14 protein-coding genes and 1 tRNA gene are annotated in these 18,180 nt (G+C 59.4%); all 15 read left to right on the top strand.

Annotated features, from left to right (window positions below; translation table 11 throughout):
- Window positions 1–95 (top strand): EF-Tu C-terminal domain-related protein (locus BLQ92_RS38725; protein ID WP_024163108.1); only part of this gene is annotated, 95 nt, incomplete at its 5' end.
- A gap of 64 nt (window positions 96–159) precedes the next feature.
- Window positions 160–235 (top strand) — tRNA-Trp (locus BLQ92_RS38720).
- Window positions 236–270: 35 nt separating this feature from the next.
- Window positions 271–651 (top strand): preprotein translocase subunit SecE, encoded by a 381-nt coding sequence (gene secE, locus BLQ92_RS38715; RefSeq protein WP_074301410.1) that lies wholly within the window; start codon window positions 271–273, stop codon window positions 649–651.
- Between the two features lies 1 nt (window position 652).
- A complete protein-coding gene (nusG, locus tag BLQ92_RS38710) occupies window positions 653–1,210 on the top strand; it encodes a transcription termination/antitermination protein NusG (protein ID WP_007180147.1) in 558 nt (185 codons plus the stop codon).
- Between the two features lie 164 nt (window positions 1,211–1,374).
- The gene (rplK, locus tag BLQ92_RS38705; RefSeq protein WP_074262715.1) at window positions 1,375–1,806 is read left to right on the top strand and encodes a 50S ribosomal protein L11; all 432 of its coding nucleotides are present in this window, start codon (window positions 1,375–1,377) and stop codon (window positions 1,804–1,806) included.
- On the top strand, window positions 1,807–2,505 hold the full coding sequence (gene rplA / locus BLQ92_RS38700; protein ID WP_090696005.1) for a 50S ribosomal protein L1: 699 nt from the start codon (window positions 1,807–1,809) through the stop codon (window positions 2,503–2,505).
- A gap of 302 nt (window positions 2,506–2,807) precedes the next feature.
- Complete coding sequence (gene rplJ / locus BLQ92_RS38695; RefSeq protein ID WP_090696004.1) at window positions 2,808–3,311, top strand: 50S ribosomal protein L10; 504 nt, start codon at window positions 2,808–2,810, stop codon at window positions 3,309–3,311.
- Window positions 3,312–3,374: 63 nt separating this feature from the next.
- Window positions 3,375–3,749, top strand: coding sequence for a 50S ribosomal protein L7/L12 (gene rplL, locus BLQ92_RS38690; RefSeq protein ID WP_090696003.1), 375 nt, complete (start codon window positions 3,375–3,377; stop codon window positions 3,747–3,749).
- A gap of 369 nt (window positions 3,750–4,118) precedes the next feature.
- Window positions 4,119–8,225 (top strand): DNA-directed RNA polymerase subunit beta, encoded by a 4,107-nt coding sequence (gene rpoB / locus BLQ92_RS38685; protein WP_090696002.1) that lies wholly within the window; start codon window positions 4,119–4,121, stop codon window positions 8,223–8,225.
- 21 nt (window positions 8,226–8,246) lie between these two features.
- Window positions 8,247–12,485 (top strand): DNA-directed RNA polymerase subunit beta', encoded by a 4,239-nt coding sequence (gene rpoC / locus BLQ92_RS38680; RefSeq protein WP_090696001.1) that lies wholly within the window; start codon window positions 8,247–8,249, stop codon window positions 12,483–12,485.
- Between the two features lie 207 nt (window positions 12,486–12,692).
- Complete coding sequence (recQ, locus tag BLQ92_RS38675) at window positions 12,693–14,540, top strand: DNA helicase RecQ (protein WP_090696000.1); 1,848 nt, start codon at window positions 12,693–12,695, stop codon at window positions 14,538–14,540.
- 210 nt (window positions 14,541–14,750) lie between these two features.
- Window positions 14,751–15,131 (top strand): 30S ribosomal protein S12, encoded by a 381-nt coding sequence (rpsL, locus tag BLQ92_RS38670; RefSeq protein ID WP_035935550.1) that lies wholly within the window; start codon window positions 14,751–14,753, stop codon window positions 15,129–15,131.
- 179 nt (window positions 15,132–15,310) lie between these two features.
- The gene (gene rpsG, locus BLQ92_RS38665; RefSeq protein ID WP_006053291.1) at window positions 15,311–15,781 is read left to right on the top strand and encodes a 30S ribosomal protein S7; all 471 of its coding nucleotides are present in this window, start codon (window positions 15,311–15,313) and stop codon (window positions 15,779–15,781) included.
- Between the two features lie 133 nt (window positions 15,782–15,914).
- A complete protein-coding gene (gene fusA / locus BLQ92_RS38660) occupies window positions 15,915–18,017 on the top strand; it encodes an elongation factor G (protein WP_090695999.1) in 2,103 nt (700 codons plus the stop codon).
- Window positions 18,018–18,064: 47 nt separating this feature from the next.
- Window positions 18,065–18,180, top strand: a 116-nt coding sequence (locus tag BLQ92_RS38655; protein ID WP_035515644.1) for a GTP-binding protein, incomplete at its 3' end; no start/stop codon positions are given.

Below are 18,180 nucleotides of genomic sequence, written 5' to 3'. Positions count from 1 at the left end.
TCAACCCGATCGCGATGGAAGAAGGTCTGCGCTTCGCAATCCGCGAAGGTGGCCGTACCGTCGGCGCAGGTGTTGTCGCCAAGATTCTCGAGTAAGCCAGCCAGTACTCGTTGATTAGAAGTTTAGGGGTTGGCGGTGTCGTCAACCCCAAAATGGTTTAGGGGTATAGCTCAACTGGCAGAGCGTCGGTCTCCAAAACCGAAGGTTGGGGGTTCGATTCCCTCTGCCCCTGCCAACTCTCGCGCCGTATGTGGCGCTCGTTAAGGTGTTATGGCGAATCCTTCCGTCGAAACTGTAAATACTTCCGGCGACAAGCTGATGCTCGCCGCGGGCGTATTGTTGGTCTTGGCCGGGTTCGTGGGGTTCTTCTGGCTTGGTAGCCAGGAATGGTACGTCCGCGGAGCCGCCTTGGCTGTTGGCGTCATCGCGGGTGTTGCAGTCGGACTTCTCTCCGCGCCCGGTAAGGGTTTCATCGCATTCGCCAAGGACTCGTACAAAGAAGTCCGCAAGGTTGTCTGGCCGACTCGTAAAGAGGCGACGCAAACGACTCTCGTGGTGTTCGCATTTGTGTTCATCATGGCGGTGTTTCTGTGGATTTGCGACAAATCCATCGAATGGGCGATTTTCTCGGCGATTCTGGGTTGGAAATGATATGAGCGATACTCCGGCATCCCCGAGTGGAAAACGTTGGTACGTGGTGCACGCCTACTCCGGCATGGAGAAGAGCGTGCAACGTGCGCTTCAGGAGCGCATCGAACGTGCAGGCATGCAAGACCAGTTTGGCCAGATCCTGGTGCCGACTGAAGAAGTGGTAGAGGTCAAAGGCGGTCACAAGTCAGTGACCGAGCGTCGTTTCTTCCCGGGCTATGTGCTCGTCGAGATGGAAATGACCGACGAAACGTGGCACCTCGTGAAGAACACGGCAAAGGTGACCGGTTTCGTGGGCGGTGCACGCAATCGTCCGAGCCCGATTTCCCCGCGGGAAGTCGAGAAGATCATGTCGCAGATGCAGGAAGGCGTTGAGAAGCCGCGCCCCAAGACCCTGTTCGAAGTCGGCGAAATGGTCCGCGTCAAGGACGGTCCGTTCACGGATTTCAACGGCAGCGTCGAGGAAGTGAACTACGAAAAGTCGCGCGTCCGGGTATCCGTCACCATCTTCGGCCGCGCAACGCCGGTCGAGCTGGAATTCGGTCAGGTCGAAAAGTTGTAATCAGGATTCCGCGGAGCGCGCCTAACGGCGCGCTCCGTATTTCGCGCTTACGGTCCGCGTAATGACCGTTGAGGAGCGTCAGTAGTCAGTTTTTCGGCGAACACGCGCTACTACTCACTGAACGTCCGCACGCAGCAGTGCAGCGTTCCAACGAGGTTTTCAACATGGCAAAGAAAATCATCGGCTTTATCAAGCTGCAGATTCCTGCAGGTAAAGCCAACCCGTCGCCGCCGGTCGGTCCGGCACTGGGCCAGCGCGGCCTGAACATCATGGAGTTCTGCAAGGCGTTCAACGCGCAGACTCAAGCAATGGAACCGGGTCTGCCGATTCCGGTTGTGATCACCGCGTTCGCCGACAAGAGCTTCACGTTTGTTCTGAAGACGCCGCCGGCTACGGTTCTGATCAAGAAGGCAGCAAAGATCGACAAGGGTTCGGCAAAGCCGCACACCGACAAGGTCGGCAAGATCACTCGCGCTCAAGCTGAAGACATCGCTAAGGCCAAGATGCCCGATCTGACGGCAGCTGACCTGGATGCAGCGGTCCGTACGATCGCTGGTAGCGCCCGCTCGATGGGCATCACCGTGGAGGGCGTGTAAATGGCTAAGCTTTCGAAGCGTCTGCAAGCATTTGCAAACAAGGTTGATCGCCAGAAGCTGTACGCGATCGACGAAGCGCTGTCGCTCGTGAAAGAGTGCGCAAGCGCGAAGTTCGACGAGTCGATCGACGTTGCTGTGCAACTCGGCATCGACGCGAAGAAGTCGGACCAAGTGGTTCGTGGCTCGGTCGTTCTGCCGGCAGGTACCGGTAAGTCGGTCCGCGTGGCTGTGTTCGCCCAAGGCGAAAAGGCTGAGCAAGCTCGTGCAGCCGGCGCCGAAATCGTCGGTATGGAAGACCTGGCTGAACAAGTCAAGGCAGGCAACCTGAACTTCGACATCGTGATCGCTTCGCCGGACACGATGCGCGTTGTCGGTACGCTCGGTCAGATCCTCGGCCCGCGCGGCCTGATGCCGAACCCGAAGGTCGGTACGGTTACGCCGGACGTCGCTACGGCTGTGAAGAACGCCAAGGCTGGTCAGGTGCAATTCCGTGTCGACAAAGCCGGTATCATCCACGCCACCATCGGTCGCGCTTCGTTCGAGCCGACGGCTCTGCGCAGCAACCTGAACGCTCTGGTCGAAGCGCTGCAAAAGGCGAAGCCGGCAACGAGCAAGGGTGTGTACCTGCGTAAGGTCGCGCTGTCGAGCACGATGGGCGTGGGTGTCCGCGTCGATCAAGCAACGATCGCTGCACAGTAAGAGAATTTATCGCCTCGACGTGAGTCGGGGCGGTTTTATGGGCTTTGGGCGGTCGCGAGGTGGCAGTTTGCATCGCGTGACCGGTTGTCAAAGACCGTTGGCGGGAAAGCAGCAGGTAGGCCGCCCCTTAATGTAAAGCCAACGCAGATGGCGAACCCGAAAAGGTTTTGTAGTGATGAAACCGTTGGTTGTCCGCAGCAATGTGGGCAACGGGCGGTCGAAATACTCCTGACTGGTCGGACGCCGTTATTGAACGCGGTACACAAGGCGCACGCTGCGTGTATCGAATCTGGAGGTTAACCGTGCCACTTAACAAAGAAAGCAAGCAGGCCGTCGTCGCTGAGGTTGCCGCGCAAGTCGCGAAAGCCCAGACCGTGGTTCTGGCTGAGTATCGTGGAATCGCGGTTGGCGATCTGACCAAGCTGCGCGCGAAAGCGCGTGAGCAACAGGTTTACCTTCGCGTGTTGAAGAACACGCTGGCGCGTCGCGCTGTCGAAGGTACCCCGTTTGCTCCGCTGGCAGAGCAGATGACTGGTCCTCTGATCTACGGCATCTCGGAAGATGCAATTGCAGCTGCTAAGGTCGTCAACGACTTCGGCAAAACCAATGACAAGTTGATCATCAAGGCCGGTTCCTACGAAGGCAAGGTGATGGACAAGGCTGGCGTGCAAGCGCTGGCAAACATCCCGAGCCGCGAAGAACTGCTCTCCAAGCTGTTGTACGTTATGCAAGCACCTGTTTCGAGCTTTGCGCGCGCCTTGGCCGCGCTGGCAGAAAAGAAACAAGGCGAAGAAACCGCTGCGTAACGCACTTCAGCCGAGCGTGATTGATCGCTGGCTGTATCCGAATTCAATTTAGGAGTATTTCAAATGGCAATCGCAAAAGAAGACATCCTCGAGGCAGTAAGCTCGATGTCGGTTCTGGAACTGAACGAGCTGGTTAAGGCGTTCGAAGAAAAGTTTGGCGTGTCGGCAGCTGCTGTTGCAGTGGCAGGCCCGGCAGGCGGCGGCGCAGCTGCTGCAGCTGAAGAGCAAACCGAATTTACGGTCAACCTGGTTGAAGTTGGCGCGAACAAGGTTTCCGTGATTAAGGCTGTTCGCGAACTGACGGGTCTCGGCCTGAAGGAAGCGAAGGACCTGGTCGACGGTGCACCGAAGCCTGTTAAGGAAGCGGTACCGAAGGCTGCTGCTGAAGAAGCCAAGAAGAAGCTGGAAGAAGCCGGCGCGAAGGCTGAAATCAAGTAAGTTTCAGCGCGCTGTGCGAAGGCTGGCGGTTTTCCACCGCCGGCCTTTTTGTGCTTTGTGGGCACTACGTTTTTGCAGGCTTGTTTCGGCAAGAACGTAGCCCTAGAGGCCAAAGAAAACCGCCTATCGGCAACATTGACCGGCGTTTCTCTTTGTCTTCTGAAGCGACTGCAGAAGGCAAGTTTGGTCGGGTAGCGGGCAACATAGGCATCCGCTGCCGTCAGCCAGCGGTTGGTAGCGGCCAACCACCAAGCTTCTAGGCTCGTTCAAGCCATCGGACGGCCATCGGGTCTCAGTCGGTGAACACTCGGGTTGTCTCATCAAGGTATCCTGCCTCGACAACAATGCCCGCCGTGATTCGGAGATCGTATGCAATATTCCTTCACCGAGAAGAAGCGTATTCGCAAGAGTTTCGCGAAGCGCCCCATCGTTCACCAAGTACCTTTCCTGCTGGCTACCCAGCTTGAATCATTCAGCACTTTTCTGCAAGCCGACACGTCTTCGACGCAACGCAAGCCGGAAGGCCTGCAAGCGGCGTTTACGTCCGTTTTCCCCATTGTTTCTCACAACGGCTTCGCTCGTCTAGAGTTCGTCAGCTACATGCTGTCGCCGCCCGCATTCAACATCAAGGAATGTCAGCAGCGCGGTTTGACGTACTGCTCGGCACTGCGCGCGAAGGTGCGCCTGGTGCTGCTCGACAAGGAATCGCCGAGCAAGCCGGTCGTCAAGGAAGTGAAGGAACAGGAAGTGTACATGGGCGAAATTCCGCTCATGACGCCGACCGGTTCGTTCGTCATCAACGGCACGGAACGTGTGATCGTTTCGCAGCTGCACCGCTCGCCTGGCGTGTTCTTCGAACACGACAAGGGCAAGACGCATAGCTCGGGCAAGCTGCTGTTCTCGGCACGTATCATTCCTTACCGTGGTTCGTGGCTCGACTTCGAATTCGACCCGAAGGACGTGCTGTACTTCCGCGTCGACCGCCGCCGCAAGATGCCGGTCACGATCCTGCTGAAGGCCATTGGCCTCACGCCGGAACAGATCCTCGCAAACTTCTTCGTGTTCGACAATTTCACGCTGATGCCGGAAGGCGCGCAGATGGAATTCGTGCCGGAGCGTCTGCGTGGTGAAGTCGCGCGCTTCGACATCACGGACCGTGACGGTAACGTGATCGTCCAGAAGGACAAACGGATCAACGCCAAGCACATTCGCGACCTCGAAAACGCGAAGACGAAGTTCATTTCGGTCCCCGAAGACTATCTGCTCGGCCGCGTGCTGGCGAAGAACGTCGTCGACGGCGACACCGGTGAAGTCATCGCTAACGCGAACGACGAAATCACAGAAACCGTCCTCGAAAAGCTGCGCGAAGCGAAGATCAAGGACATCCAGACGCTCTACACGAACGATCTGGACCAAGGTCCGTACATCTCGTCGACGCTGCGTATCGACGAAACCGCCGACAAGATGGCCGCTCGCATCGCGATCTACCGCATGATGCGCCCGGGCGAACCGCCGACCGAAGAAGCGGTCGAGGCGCTGTTCAACCGTCTGTTCTACAGCGAAGACGCATACGACCTGTCCAAGGTGGGTCGTATGAAGTTCAACCGCCGTGTCGGCCGCGACGAAATCGTCGGCCCGATGACGCTGCAAGACGACGACATCCTCGCCACGATCAAGATCCTGGTCGAACTGCGTAACGGCAAGGGCGAAGTGGACGACATCGACCACTTGGGCAATCGTCGTGTGCGTTGTGTCGGCGAACTGGCAGAGAACCAGTTCCGCGCCGGTCTCGTGCGTGTGGAACGTGCCGTGAAGGAACGTCTGGGTCAGGCTGAAAGCGAAAACCTGATGCCGCACGACCTGATCAACTCGAAGCCGATTTCGTCGGCGATTCGCGAGTTCTTCGGTTCGTCGCAGCTGTCGCAGTTTATGGACCAGACCAACCCGCTGTCGGAAATCACCCACAAGCGCCGTGTTTCGGCACTTGGCCCGGGCGGTCTGACGCGTGAGCGCGCTGGCTTTGAAGTCCGCGACGTGCACCCGACCCACTACGGCCGTGTGTGCCCGATTGAAACGCCGGAAGGTCCGAACATCGGCCTGATCAACTCGCTCGCACTGTACGCGCACCTGAACGAATACGGCTTCCTCGAAACGCCGTATCGCAAGGTCGTGGACAGCAAGGTGACGGATCAGATCGACTATCTGTCGGCAATCGAAGAAGGCCGTTACGTGATCGCTCAGGCGAACGCGGCGGTGGCTGCTGACGGCTCGCTGACCGACGAACTGGTGTCGTCGCGTGAAGCAGGCGAAACGCTGATGGTTACGCCGGACCGCATCCAGTACATGGACGTGGCGCCGTCGCAGATCGTCTCGGTCGCCGCTTCGCTGATTCCGTTCCTCGAGCACGATGACGCGAACCGCGCATTGATGGGTTCGAACATGCAGCGTCAGGCTGTGCCGTGTCTGCGTCCTGAAAAGGCCGTGGTCGGTACGGGTATCGAACGCACAGTGGCAGTCGACTCCGGTACGACGGTTCAGGCATTCCGCGGTGGCGTGGTGGATTACGTCGACGCAGGCCGTATGGTGATCCGCGTGAACGACGATGAAGCCGCTGCTGGCGACGTCGGCGTGGACATCTACAACCTGATCAAGTACACGCGTTCGAACCAGAACACGAATATCAACCAGCGCCCGATCGTGAAGGTCGGCGACATCGTGTCGCGTGGCGACGTGCTGGCTGACGGTGCATCGACCGACCTCGGCGAACTGGCTCTCGGCCAGAACATGCTGGTCGCGTTCATGCCGTGGAACGGCTACAACTTCGAAGACTCGATCTTGATCTCGGAGAAGGTGGTTGCTGACGACCGCTACACCTCGATCCACATCGAAGAACTGAACGTCGTGGCTCGCGACACGAAGCTCGGACCGGAAGAAATCACGCGCGACATCTCGAACCTGGCTGAAGTGCAACTCGGCCGTCTCGATGAGTCGGGCATCGTCTACATCGGCGCAGAAGTCGAAGCAGGCGACGTGCTGGTCGGTAAGGTGACGCCGAAGGGTGAAACCCAGCTGACGCCGGAAGAAAAGCTGCTGCGCGCGATCTTCGGTGAAAAGGCCTCGGACGTGAAGGATACGTCGCTGCGCGTGCCGTCCGGCATGAGCGGCACGGTCATCGACGTGCAGGTGTTCACGCGTGAAGGCATCCAGCGCGACAAGCGTGCTCAGCAGATCATCGATGATGAACTGAAGCGCTATCGCCTCGACCTGAACGACCAACTGCGTATCGTGGAAGGCGACGCGTTCCAGCGTCTCGCACGTATGCTGGACGGCAAGGTTGCCAACGGTGGCCCGAAGAAGCTCGCCAAGGGTACGAAGATCGACCAGGCTTACCTGCAAGATCTGGATCACTACCACTGGTTCGACATCCGCCTCGCGGACGAAGAAGCAGCGGCGCAGCTCGAAGCCATCAAGGACTCGATCGAACAGAAGCGTCACCAGTTCGACCTCGCGTTCGAAGAAAAGCGTAAGAAGCTCACCCAAGGCGACGAACTGCCGCCGGGCGTGCTGAAGATGGTCAAGGTGTATCTGGCAGTCAAGCGTCGCCTGCAGCCTGGTGACAAGATGGCCGGCCGTCACGGTAACAAGGGTGTGGTGTCGAAGATCGTTCCGATCGAAGACATGCCGTACATGGCCGATGGCCGTCCGGCTGACGTCGTGCTGAATCCGCTCGGCGTGCCGTCGCGGATGAACGTGGGTCAGGTTCTCGAAGTGCATCTGGGTTGGGCCGCGAAGGGTCTGGGCTGGCGTATCGGCGAAATGCTGCAGCGTCAGGCGAAGATCGAAGAACTGCGCGCATTCCTGACCAAGATCTACAACGAGTCGGGCCGCGCTGAAGAGCTGGACAGCTTCACGGACGACGAAATCGTCGAACTGGCGAAGAACCTGCGCGAAGGCGTTCCGTTTGCCACGCCGGTGTTCGACGGTGCGACGGAAGAAGAAATGTCGCGCGCGCTGGATCTCGCTTTCCCGGACGACATCGCGAAGAACCTCGGCATGACGCCGTCGAAGAACCAGGTTCGCCTGTACGACGGCCGCACGGGCGAGATGTTCGAGCGTACGGTCACGGTCGGCTACATGCACTACCTGAAACTGCACCACTTGGTCGACGACAAGATGCACGCGCGTTCCACGGGCCCGTACTCGCTCGTGACGCAGCAGCCGTTGGGCGGTAAGGCGCAGTTCGGTGGCCAGCGTTTCGGTGAAATGGAAGTGTGGGCGCTCGAAGCGTACGGCGCATCGTACGTGCTGCAGGAAATGCTGACGGTGAAGTCGGACGACGTGACTGGCCGGACCAAGGTCTATGAGAACCTGGTCAAGGGCGATCACGTGATCGACGCCGGCATGCCGGAATCCTTCAACGTGCTGGTGAAGGAAATCCGCTCGCTGGGTATCGACATCGACCTCGACCGCAACTAATCGGACTACGGAGAGAAAGCAATGAAAGCTCTGCTCGATCTATTCAAGCAAGTCCAACAAGAAGAAGTTTTTGACGCAATCAAGATCGGTCTGGCCTCGCCGGACAAGATCCGTTCGTGGTCGTTCGGTGAAGTGAAGAAGCCGGAAACCATCAACTACCGGACGTTCAAGCCGGAACGCGATGGTCTGTTCTGCGCGAAGATTTTCGGGCCGATCAAGGACTACGAATGCCTGTGCGGCAAGTACAAGCGCCTGAAGCACCGTGGCGTGATCTGCGAGAAGTGCGGCGTTGAAGTCACGCTGGCGAAGGTGCGTCGCGAACGGATGGGTCACATTGAGCTGGCCTCGCCGGTCGCTCACATCTGGTTCCTGAAGTCGCTGCCGTCGCGTCTGGGCATGGTGCTCGACATGACGCTGCGCGACATCGAACGCGTGCTGTACTTTGAAGCATACGTGGTGATCGATCCGGGCATGACGCCGCTGAAAGCGCGGCAGATCATGACCGAAGAGGATTACTACAACAAGGTCGAAGAGTACGGTGACGAATTCCGTGCCGAAATGGGCGCGGAAGGCGTGCGCGAACTGCTGCGCGCGATCAACATCGACGAGCAGGTCGAGATGCTGCGCACCGAACTCAAGAACACGGGTTCGGAAGCGAAGATCAAGAAGTACGCGAAGCGCCTGAAGGTGCTCGAGGCTTTCCAGCGTTCGGGCATCAAGCCTGACTGGATGGTGCTCGAAGTGCTGCCGGTGCTGCCGCCGGAACTGCGTCCGCTGGTGCCGCTGGATGGCGGCCGCTTCGCGACGTCGGACCTGAACGACCTGTATCGCCGCGTGATCAACCGTAACAACCGGTTGAAGCGTCTGCTCGAACTGAAGGCGCCTGAAATCATCGTCCGCAACGAAAAGCGGATGCTGCAGGAAGCCGTCGATTCGCTGCTCGATAACGGCCGTCGCGGTAAGGCCATGACCGGCGCGAACAAGCGTCCGCTGAAGTCGCTCGCTGACATGATCAAGGGTAAGGGCGGTCGTTTCCGTCAGAACTTGCTCGGTAAGCGCGTTGACTACTCGGGCCGTTCGGTGATCGTGGTCGGCCCGACGCTCAAGCTGCATCAGTGCGGTCTGCCGAAGCTGATGGCGCTCGAACTGTTCAAGCCGTTCATCTTCAACAAGCTCGAAGTGATGGGTGTCGCTACCACCATCAAGGCTGCGAAGAAGGAAGTCGAGAACCAGACGCCGGTGGTGTGGGACATCCTCGAAGAGGTGATCCGCGAGCATCCGGTCATGCTGAACCGTGCGCCGACGCTGCACCGTCTTGGCATTCAGGCTTTCGAGCCGGTGCTGATCGAAGGTAAGGCAATCCAGCTGCACCCGCTCGTTTGCGCGGCGTTCAACGCCGACTTCGACGGTGACCAGATGGCTGTGCACGTGCCGCTGTCGCTCGAAGCGCAGATGGAAGCGCGTACGCTGATGCTGGCGTCGAACAACGTCCTGTTCCCGGCCAACGGCGATCCGTCGATCGTGCCGTCGCAGGATATCGTGCTCGGCCTGTATTACGCGACCCGTGAAGCTGTGAACGCCAAGGGCGAAGGCCTGACGTTCACCGGCGTCTCGGAAGCGCTGCGTGCTTACGAGAACAAGGAAGTCGAACTCGCCTCGCGCGTCAACGTGCGGATCACCGAAATGGTCCACAACGAAGACAAGTCGGAAGGTGCGCCGAAGTTCGTGCCGAAGATCACGCTGTATGCGACGACCGTCGGCCGTTCGATCCTGTCGGAAATTCTGCCGCCGGGCCTGCCGTTCTCGGTGCTGAACAAGCCGCTGAAGAAGAAGGAAATCTCGCGTCTGATCAACACCGCATTCCGCAAGTGCGGTCTGCGTGAAACGGTGATTTTCGCCGACCAGTTGATGCAGTCGGGTTTCCGTCTGGCAACGCGCGCTGGTATTTCGATTTGCGTGGACGACATGCTCGTGCCGCCGCAAAAGGAAACCATCGTCGGCGACGCCGCGAAGAAGGTGAAGGAATACGACCGTCAGTACATGTCGGGTCTCGTCACGTCGCAAGAGCGCTACAACAACGTGGTCGACATCTGGTCGGCAACGTCGGAAGCGGTCGGCAAGGCGATGATGGAGCAGCTCTCGACGGAGCCGGTCACGGATCGCGACGGCAACGAAACGCGTCAAGAGTCGTTCAACTCCATCTACATGATGGCCGACTCGGGTGCACGGGGTTCCGCAGTTCAGATTCGTCAGCTGGCCGGTATGCGTGGCCTGATGGCGAAGCCGGACGGCTCGATCATCGAGACGCCGATTACGGCGAACTTCCGTGAAGGCCTGAACGTGTTGCAGTACTTCATCTCGACCCACGGTGCACGTAAGGGTCTGGCTGATACGGCACTGAAGACGGCAAACTCGGGTTACCTGACGCGTCGTCTGGTTGACGTGACGCAGGATCTGGTGGTGGTCGAGGACGATTGCGGTACGTCGAACGGCGTCGCCATGAAGGCGTTGGTCGAAGGCGGTGAAGTCGTTGAAGCCCTGCGTGACCGTATTCTGGGTCGCGTGGCGGTGGCTGACGTCGTCAATCCGGAATCGCAGGAAACGCTGTACGAAGCGGGCACGTTGCTCGACGAAGACGCGGTCGAAGAAATCGAACGCCTCGGCATCGACGAAGTGCGCGTGCGTACGCCGCTGACTTGCGAAACGCGTTACGGTCTGTGCGCAGCCTGCTACGGCCGCGACCTGGGCCGCGGCTCGTCGGTCAACGTTGGCGAAGCAGTGGGCGTGATCGCTGCTCAGTCGATCGGTGAACCGGGCACGCAGCTGACGATGCGTACGTTCCACATCGGTGGTGCGGCATCGCGTGCGGCAGTGGCCTCGTCGGTTGAAGCCAAGTCGAACGGTACGGTTCGTTTCACGTCGACGATGCGTTACGTGACGAATGCGAAGGGCGAGCAGATCGTCATCTCGCGTTCGGGCGAAGCGATGATCACCGACGACCACGGCCGTGAGCGTGAACGTCACAAGGTGCCGTACGGCGCGACGCTGTTGCAACTGGACGGCGCGCAGATCAAGGCCGGCACGCAACTGGCGACGTGGGATCCGATGACGCGTCCGATCATCACCGAGTACGGTGGTACGGTGAAGTTCGAAAACGTCGAAGAAGGCGTGACGGTTGCCAAGCAGATCGACGATGTGACGGGTCTCTCGACGCTGGTCGTGATCGACGTGAAGCGCCGCGGTTCGCAAGCGTCGAAGACGGTGCGTCCGCAGGTCAAGCTGCTCGATGCGAACGGCGAAGAAGTCAAGATCCCGAACACCGAGCACTCGGTGCAGATCGGCTTCCAGGTCGGCGCTCTGATCACCGTGAAGGACGGTCAGCAAGTGCAGGTGGGTGAAGTGCTCGCACGTATCCCGACCGAATCGCAGAAGACGCGTGACATTACCGGCGGTCTGCCGCGTGTGGCGGAACTGTTCGAAGCACGTTCGCCGAAGGACGCAGGTATCCTGGCGGAAGTCACGGGTACGACGTCGTTCGGTAAGGACACGAAGGGCAAGCAGCGTCTCGTTATCACGGACCTCGAGGGCAACCAGCACGAGTTCCTGATCGCGAAGGAAAAGCAGGTTCTGGTTCACGATGGTCAGGTCGTCAACAAGGGCGAAATGATCGTGGACGGTCCGGCGGATCCGCACGACATCCTGCGTCTGCAGGGCGTCGAAGCGCTGTCGCGTTACATCGTGGACGAAGTGCAGGACGTGTACCGTCTGCAAGGCGTGAAGATCAACGACAAGCACATTGAAGTGATTGTTCGTCAGATGCTGCGCCGCGTGCAGATTACGGATAACGGCGATACGCGTTTCATCCCGGGCGAACAGGTTGAGCGGTCGGATATGCTCGACGAGAACGACCGTATGATCGCGGAAGACAAGCGTCCGGCAACGTACGAAAACGTCTTGCTCGGTATCACGAAGGCGTCGCTGTCGACCGATTCGTTCATCTCTGCGGCATCGTTCCAGGAAACGACCCGCGTGCTGACCGAAGCGGCGATCATGGGCAAGCGCGACGATCTGCGCGGTCTGAAGGAAAACGTGATCGTCGGCCGTCTGATTCCGGCCGGTACGGGTCTCGCGTTCCACAAGGCACGCAAGAGCAAGGAACTGTCCGACCGCGAGCGTTTCGACCAGATCGCAGCGGAAGAGTCGTTCGAATTCGGTACGCCGGAAACCCCGGCCGCCGAACAGCAGCACTCAGGCGAGTAAGTCCCGGCGGCGCAAGCCGCTTGGGGCTGTAGCCAGCGAAGCCGCTCAGTTTCGACTGAGCGGCTTTTTTTATGCGCCGTTTGTTCTTGACGCGCTTTTGCTGGGTTTCGTAGGCCGATTGGCTAACGTTGCCGGAAAGCGCGGGCGCAGCACGAATGCGTTGGTAAAATTCGTGTCACCGGCGTTACGCTGTTTTCTCTCAAATTCATGTCCCGTCCGCTCGAAATCCTCAACGAAGTCTTCGGCTATCCCGCGTTCAGAGGGCAACAGGGCGAAATTGTCGAGCACGTCGCCGGCGGCGGCGATTGCCTTGTGTTGATGCCCACGGGCGGCGGCAAATCGCTGTGTTACCAGATCCCGTCGCTGGTGCGGCGGGAGGCAGGGTTGGGCGCCGGCATCGTGGTGTCGCCGCTGATCGCGCTGATGCAGGATCAGGTCGCCGCGCTCAAGGAAGTCGGCGTGCGGGCGGCGTATCTGAATTCGACCTTGTCTGGCCCCGAGGCCGCCGCAACTGAGCGTGCGTTGCGCGAGGGCGAGATCGATCTGTTGTATGTCGCGCCGGAACGGTTGATGACCTCGCGCTTCCAGGAGTTGCTCGAGCGCACCCGCATCGGCCTCTTTGCGATCGACGAAGCGCATTGCGTGTCGCAATGGGGGCACGATTTCCGCCCTGAGTACATTCAGCTCTCGGTGCTGCACGAGCGCTTTCCGAATGTGCCGCGCATTGCGCTCACGGCGACCGCCGACGCTATCACGCGCGACGAGATCATCCACCGGCTGGCGCTGGACGATGCGCGGGTCTTCGTCTCCAGCTTCGACCGTCCGAATATCCGCTATCGGATCGTTGAGAAGGATAACGCGCGTACCCAGTTGCTCGACTTCATCCGCGCCGAACATTCGAAGCCGGACGGTACGACCGACGCGGGCGTGGTCTATTGCCTGTCGCGCCGCAAGGTGGAAGAGACCGCGGAGTGGCTGAAAGAGAAGGGCATGCGCGCGCTGCCTTATCACGCGGGCATGGAGTTCGAGATCCGCCAGAAACACCAGGAGATGTTCCAGCGCGAGGAAGGCATCGTCATGTGCGCGACGATCGCGTTCGGCATGGGCATCGATAAGCCTGACGTGCGTTTTGTCGCTCACCTGGATTTACCCAAGAGCGTCGAAGGCTACTATCAGGAAACCGGCCGTGCAGGCCGTGATGGCATGCCCGCGAACGCCTGGATGGCCTACGGCCTCGGCGACGTCGTTCAGCAGCGCAAGATGATCGACGAGTCGGATGCCGACGACGCCCACAAGCGCGTGCAGACCGGCAAGCTTGACGCGCTACTCGGGCTGTGTGAAGCGGCGACATGCCGGCGCGTGCGGCTGCTCAACTACTTCGGCGAATCCAGTCAGCCCTGCGGCAACTGTGATACCTGTCTCGAACCGCCCGACACGTGGGACGCGACGCGCGAGGCCCAAATGGCGCTGTCCTGCGTGTTCCGTGCACAGCGGGCGAGCGGCTTTCACTTCGGCGCCGGCCACCTGATCGACATCCTGCGCGGCAATCGCAGCGAGAAGATCCTGCAGCGCGGCCATGAAAAGCTTACCACCTTCGGAATCGGGGCGGCGTTAGGCGAACCGGAATGGCGAGCGATCTTTCGTCAGCTCGTCGCGTTCGGCTACCTGACGGTGGACCACGAGGGCTTCGGCTCGCTGGTGCTCACCGAGGCGAGCAAAGCGGTTCTCAAAGGCGAGCAGAACGTCACGATGCGTCGCTACGTCAAGCCTACCCGCACCCGCCAGTCGTCCGGCCGCACCAGTGAGCGCGCTGACCCGACGATCGGCATGGGGCCGCGCGAGCGGGCCCGCTGGGACCGGCTGCGCGCCTGGCGCACCGAAACCGCGAAGACCGACGGCGTGCCGGCCTACGTCATCTTCCACGACGCGACCCTGGCGGAAATTGCCCGTAACGGCCCCGGTTCGATCGAAGACTTGCGTGGGATTCCGGGCATGGGTGCACGCAAACTGGACCGCTTCGGCTGGGAATTATTGGAAGTAGTGAGCGCCGACTAGCTGTCTGCGACTCAATCAGGGGTGCGAAACCTCGCAACCTGTTGACTCTCTTAGTATTTTCGGAATATTATGCTAGGTTCCGGTTCTTGGAATGCCGTTGCGTGGGGTCGACTCACGCGCCGACGCCTTGGTCCGGAAGTTCGATTCGCAATCATTTCTGCTTTGCCCAGAAAGATTTGCGTCGATTTTGTTCAATTTCAGGAATAAACAATGCCAACCATCAATCAACTGGTTCGCAAAGGCCGCGCTTCGGAAACAGTGAAGAGCAAGAGCCCGGCTTTGCAGGACTGCCCCCAGCGTCGCGGCGTGTGCACCCGTGTGTACACCACGACGCCGAAGAAGCCGAACTCGGCACTTCGTAAGGTCGCCAAGGTGCGCCTGACGAACGGCTTCGAAGTCATTTCGTACATCGGTGGTGAAGGCCACAACCTGCAGGAACACTCGGTCGTGCTGATTCGCGGCGGTCGTGTGAAGGACTTGCCGGGTGTGCGTTACCACATGGTTCGCGGCTCGCTGGATACCCAGGGCGTCAAGGATCGTAAGCAAGCTCGCTCGAAGTACGGTGCGAAGCGTGCCAAGGCTGGCAAGTAAGTAGCCGGTCAGCAGTTTCAGGTCGCCTGCAAAGGCGGTATTAGCGGTGGTGCCGGAATCGCCGGTGCTGTCGAGTAAGTGGTCACCCGACCAGGCTGGTAAGTCGTTAGAGATGAATCGGGTTAGTTGGTGGCCGCGGGGCTAAATCTAGCTCCAACTGAAAAGTTAAAGGAAGAAACATGCCGCGTCGTCGCGAAGTCCCCAAGCGGGAAGTGTTGCCGGATCCGAAGTTCGGTAACGTAGATGTAGCCAAGTTCATGAACGTGCTGATGCTCTCCGGCAAGAAGTCTGTTGCCGAGCGTATCGTGTACGGCGCTTTTGAACAGATCCAGACCAAGGGTGGCAAGGACCCGCTGGAAGTGTTCACGGTAGCGCTCAACAACGTGAAGCCGGTGGTCGAAGTGAAGAGCCGTCGCGTTGGTGGTGCAAACTATCAAGTTCCGGTCGAAGTGCGTCCGTCGCGTCGTATGGCATTGGCGATGCGTTGGTTGCGCGAAGCTGCGAAGAAGCGCAGCGAGAAGTCGATGGCCCTGCGCCTGGCAGGTGAACTCTCCGAAGCGGCCGAAGGCCGTGGCGGCGCGATGAAGAAGCGCGACGAAGTTCACCGGATGGCAGAAGCCAACAAGGCGTTCTCGCACTTCCGTTTCTAAGCTTCCCGAGTCCGGGTTAGCTGAAGAAATCGGAAAGAAATTCCGGGCGGGTGCGCTTCTAAAGCGCCTCGCCCGTTTGTGTTACAGCGCGATGGGTATTTCTCGCATCGCGTCATCCCCATAGAGGATCAAAGTGGCTCGCAAGACACCTATCGAGCGCTACCGCAACATCGGTATTAGCGCTCACATCGACGCCGGCAAAACGACGACGACCGAGCGCATTCTGTTCTACACCGGCGTGAACCATAAGATTGGTGAAGTTCACGACGGCGCTGCCACCATGGACTGGATGGAGCAGGAACAGGAACGCGGTATTACCATCACGTCCGCTGCTACCACGGCCTTCTGGAAAGGCATGGCTGGCGACCGCGCTGAGCACCGCATCAACATCATCGACACCCCGGGTCACGTCGACTTCACGATTGAAGTTGAGCGCTCGATGCGCGTGCTCGACGGTGCATGCATGGTTTACTGCGCAGTGGGCGGCGTGCAGCCGCAGTCGGAAACCGTGTGGCGTCAGGCTAACAAGTACAAGGTTCCCCGTCTCGCGTTCATCAACAAGATGGACCGTACCGGCGCGAACTTCTTCAAGGTCTACGACCAGCTCAAGCTGCGTCTGAAGGCAAACCCGGTTCCGGTCGTGGTGCCTATCGGCGCTGAAGAAACGTTCACGGGCGTGGTCGATCTGCTGAAGATGAGGGCGATCATTTGGGACGACGCGTCCCAAGGCACCAAGTTCTCGTACGAAGACATCCCGGCAGAACTGGTCGACTCGTGCAACGAATGGCGCGAAAAGATGGTCGAAGCCGCGGCTGAGTCGAACGAAGACCTGATGAACAAGTACCTCGAAGAGGGCGAGCTGACGGAAGAAGAGATCGTCAAGGGTCTGCGCGACCGTACGATCGCTTGCGAAATCCAGCCGATGCTCTGCGGTACCGCGTTCAAGAACAAGGGCGTGCAACGGATGCTGGACGCCGTGCTCGACTTCCTGCCGTCGCCGATCGACATCCCGCCGGTTACCGGCGAGCTGGAAAACGGTGAGCAGGGTGAGCGCCGCGCTGCTGACGACGAAAAGTTCTCGGCACTGGCATTCAAGATCATGACCGACCCGTTCGTCGGCCAGCTGATCTTCTTCCGCGTGTACTCGGGTGTTGTGAATTCGGGCGACACGGTGCTGAACGCGACGAAGGACAAGAAGGAACGTCTGGGTCGTATTCTGCAGATGCACGCAAACCAGCGTGAAGAAATCAAGGAAGTCCGCGCAGGCGACATCGCTGCTGCAGTCGGCCTGAAGGACGCGACGACCGGCGACACGCTGTGCGATCCGCAAAGCCCGATCGTGCTCGAACGCATGATTTTCCCGGAGCCGGTGATTTCGCAGGCTGTTGAGCCGAAGACGAAGCCCGACCAGGAAAAAATGGGCCTGGCACTGAACCGTCTGGCTCAGGAAGATCCGTCGTTCCGCGTGCAAACGGACGAAGAATCGGGTCAAACCATCATTTCGGGTATGGGCGAGCTCCACCTCGAAATTCTGGTTGACCGGATGAAGCGTGAATTCGGCGTCGAAGCAACGGTCGGCAAGCCGCAAGTTGCTTACCGCGAAACGATCCGTGGCAAGGCTGAAGACGTTGACGGCAAGTTCGTCAAGCAGTCGGGCGGCCGTGGTCAGTATGGTCACGCTGTGATCACGCTGGAGCCGAACGAGCAAGGCAAGGGCTACGAGTTCCTGGACGAGATCAAGGGCGGTGTGATTCCGCGTGAATACATCCCGGCAGTCGACAAGGGTATCCAGGAAACGCTGAAGGCAGGCGTGCTGGCAGGCTTCCCGGTCGTTGACGTGAAGGTTCACCTGACGTTCGGTTCGTACCACGATGTTGACTCGAACGAAAACGCGTTCCGCATGGCCGGTTCGATGGCGTTCAAGGAAGCAATGCGCAAGGCAAGCCCGGTCATCCTCGAACCGATGATGGCTGTGGAAGTCGAAACGCCGGAAGACTACATGGGCAACGTGATGGGCGACCTGTCGGGCCGTCGCGGTATCGTCCAGGGCATGGAAGACATGATCGGTGGCGGCAAGATCGTTCGCGCCGAAGTGCCGCTGTCGGAAATGTTCGGCTACTCGACGTCGCTGCGCTCGCTGAGCCAAGGTCGTGCAACGTACACGATGGAGTTCAAGCATTACTCGGAAGCACCGCGCAACGTGTCGGAAGCAATCATCAACGCGAAGTCGAAGTAAGCGCGCGGCAAGTCATTCAACGATTAACTTTTTGAAAGAAGAGAAACATGGCTAAAGGTAAATTCGAACGGACCAAGCCGCACGTGAACGTCGGCACGATCGGTCACGTTGACCACGGCAAGACCACGCTGACGGCAGCGATCACGACGGTGCTGACCGCAAA

The sequence above is a fragment of the Paraburkholderia phenazinium genome (genome assembly GCF_900100735.1).
GTDB lineage: Bacteria > Pseudomonadota > Gammaproteobacteria > Burkholderiales > Burkholderiaceae > Paraburkholderia > Paraburkholderia phenazinia.
This window is presented reverse-complemented; position numbering and strand designations above follow the sequence as displayed.

Excerpts from the sequence above, each read along its gene's own strand:
- secE (WP_074301410.1), top strand. The coding sequence starts at position 271 with ATGGCGAATCCTTCCGTCGAAACTGTAAATACTTCCGGCGACAAGCTG.
- nusG (WP_007180147.1), top strand. The coding sequence starts at position 653 with ATGAGCGATACTCCGGCATCCCCGAGTGGAAAACGTTGGTACGTGGTG.
- rplK (WP_074262715.1), top strand. The coding sequence starts at position 1,375 with ATGGCAAAGAAAATCATCGGCTTTATCAAGCTGCAGATTCCTGCAGGT.
- rplA (WP_090696005.1), top strand. The coding sequence starts at position 1,807 with ATGGCTAAGCTTTCGAAGCGTCTGCAAGCATTTGCAAACAAGGTTGAT.
- rplL (WP_090696003.1), top strand. The coding sequence starts at position 3,375 with ATGGCAATCGCAAAAGAAGACATCCTCGAGGCAGTAAGCTCGATGTCG.
- rpoB (WP_090696002.1), top strand. The coding sequence starts at position 4,119 with ATGCAATATTCCTTCACCGAGAAGAAGCGTATTCGCAAGAGTTTCGCG.
- rpoC (WP_090696001.1), top strand. The coding sequence starts at position 8,247 with ATGAAAGCTCTGCTCGATCTATTCAAGCAAGTCCAACAAGAAGAAGTT.
- recQ (WP_090696000.1), top strand. The coding sequence starts at position 12,693 with ATGTCCCGTCCGCTCGAAATCCTCAACGAAGTCTTCGGCTATCCCGCG.
- rpsL (WP_035935550.1), top strand. The coding sequence starts at position 14,751 with ATGCCAACCATCAATCAACTGGTTCGCAAAGGCCGCGCTTCGGAAACA.
- rpsG (WP_006053291.1), top strand. The coding sequence starts at position 15,311 with ATGCCGCGTCGTCGCGAAGTCCCCAAGCGGGAAGTGTTGCCGGATCCG.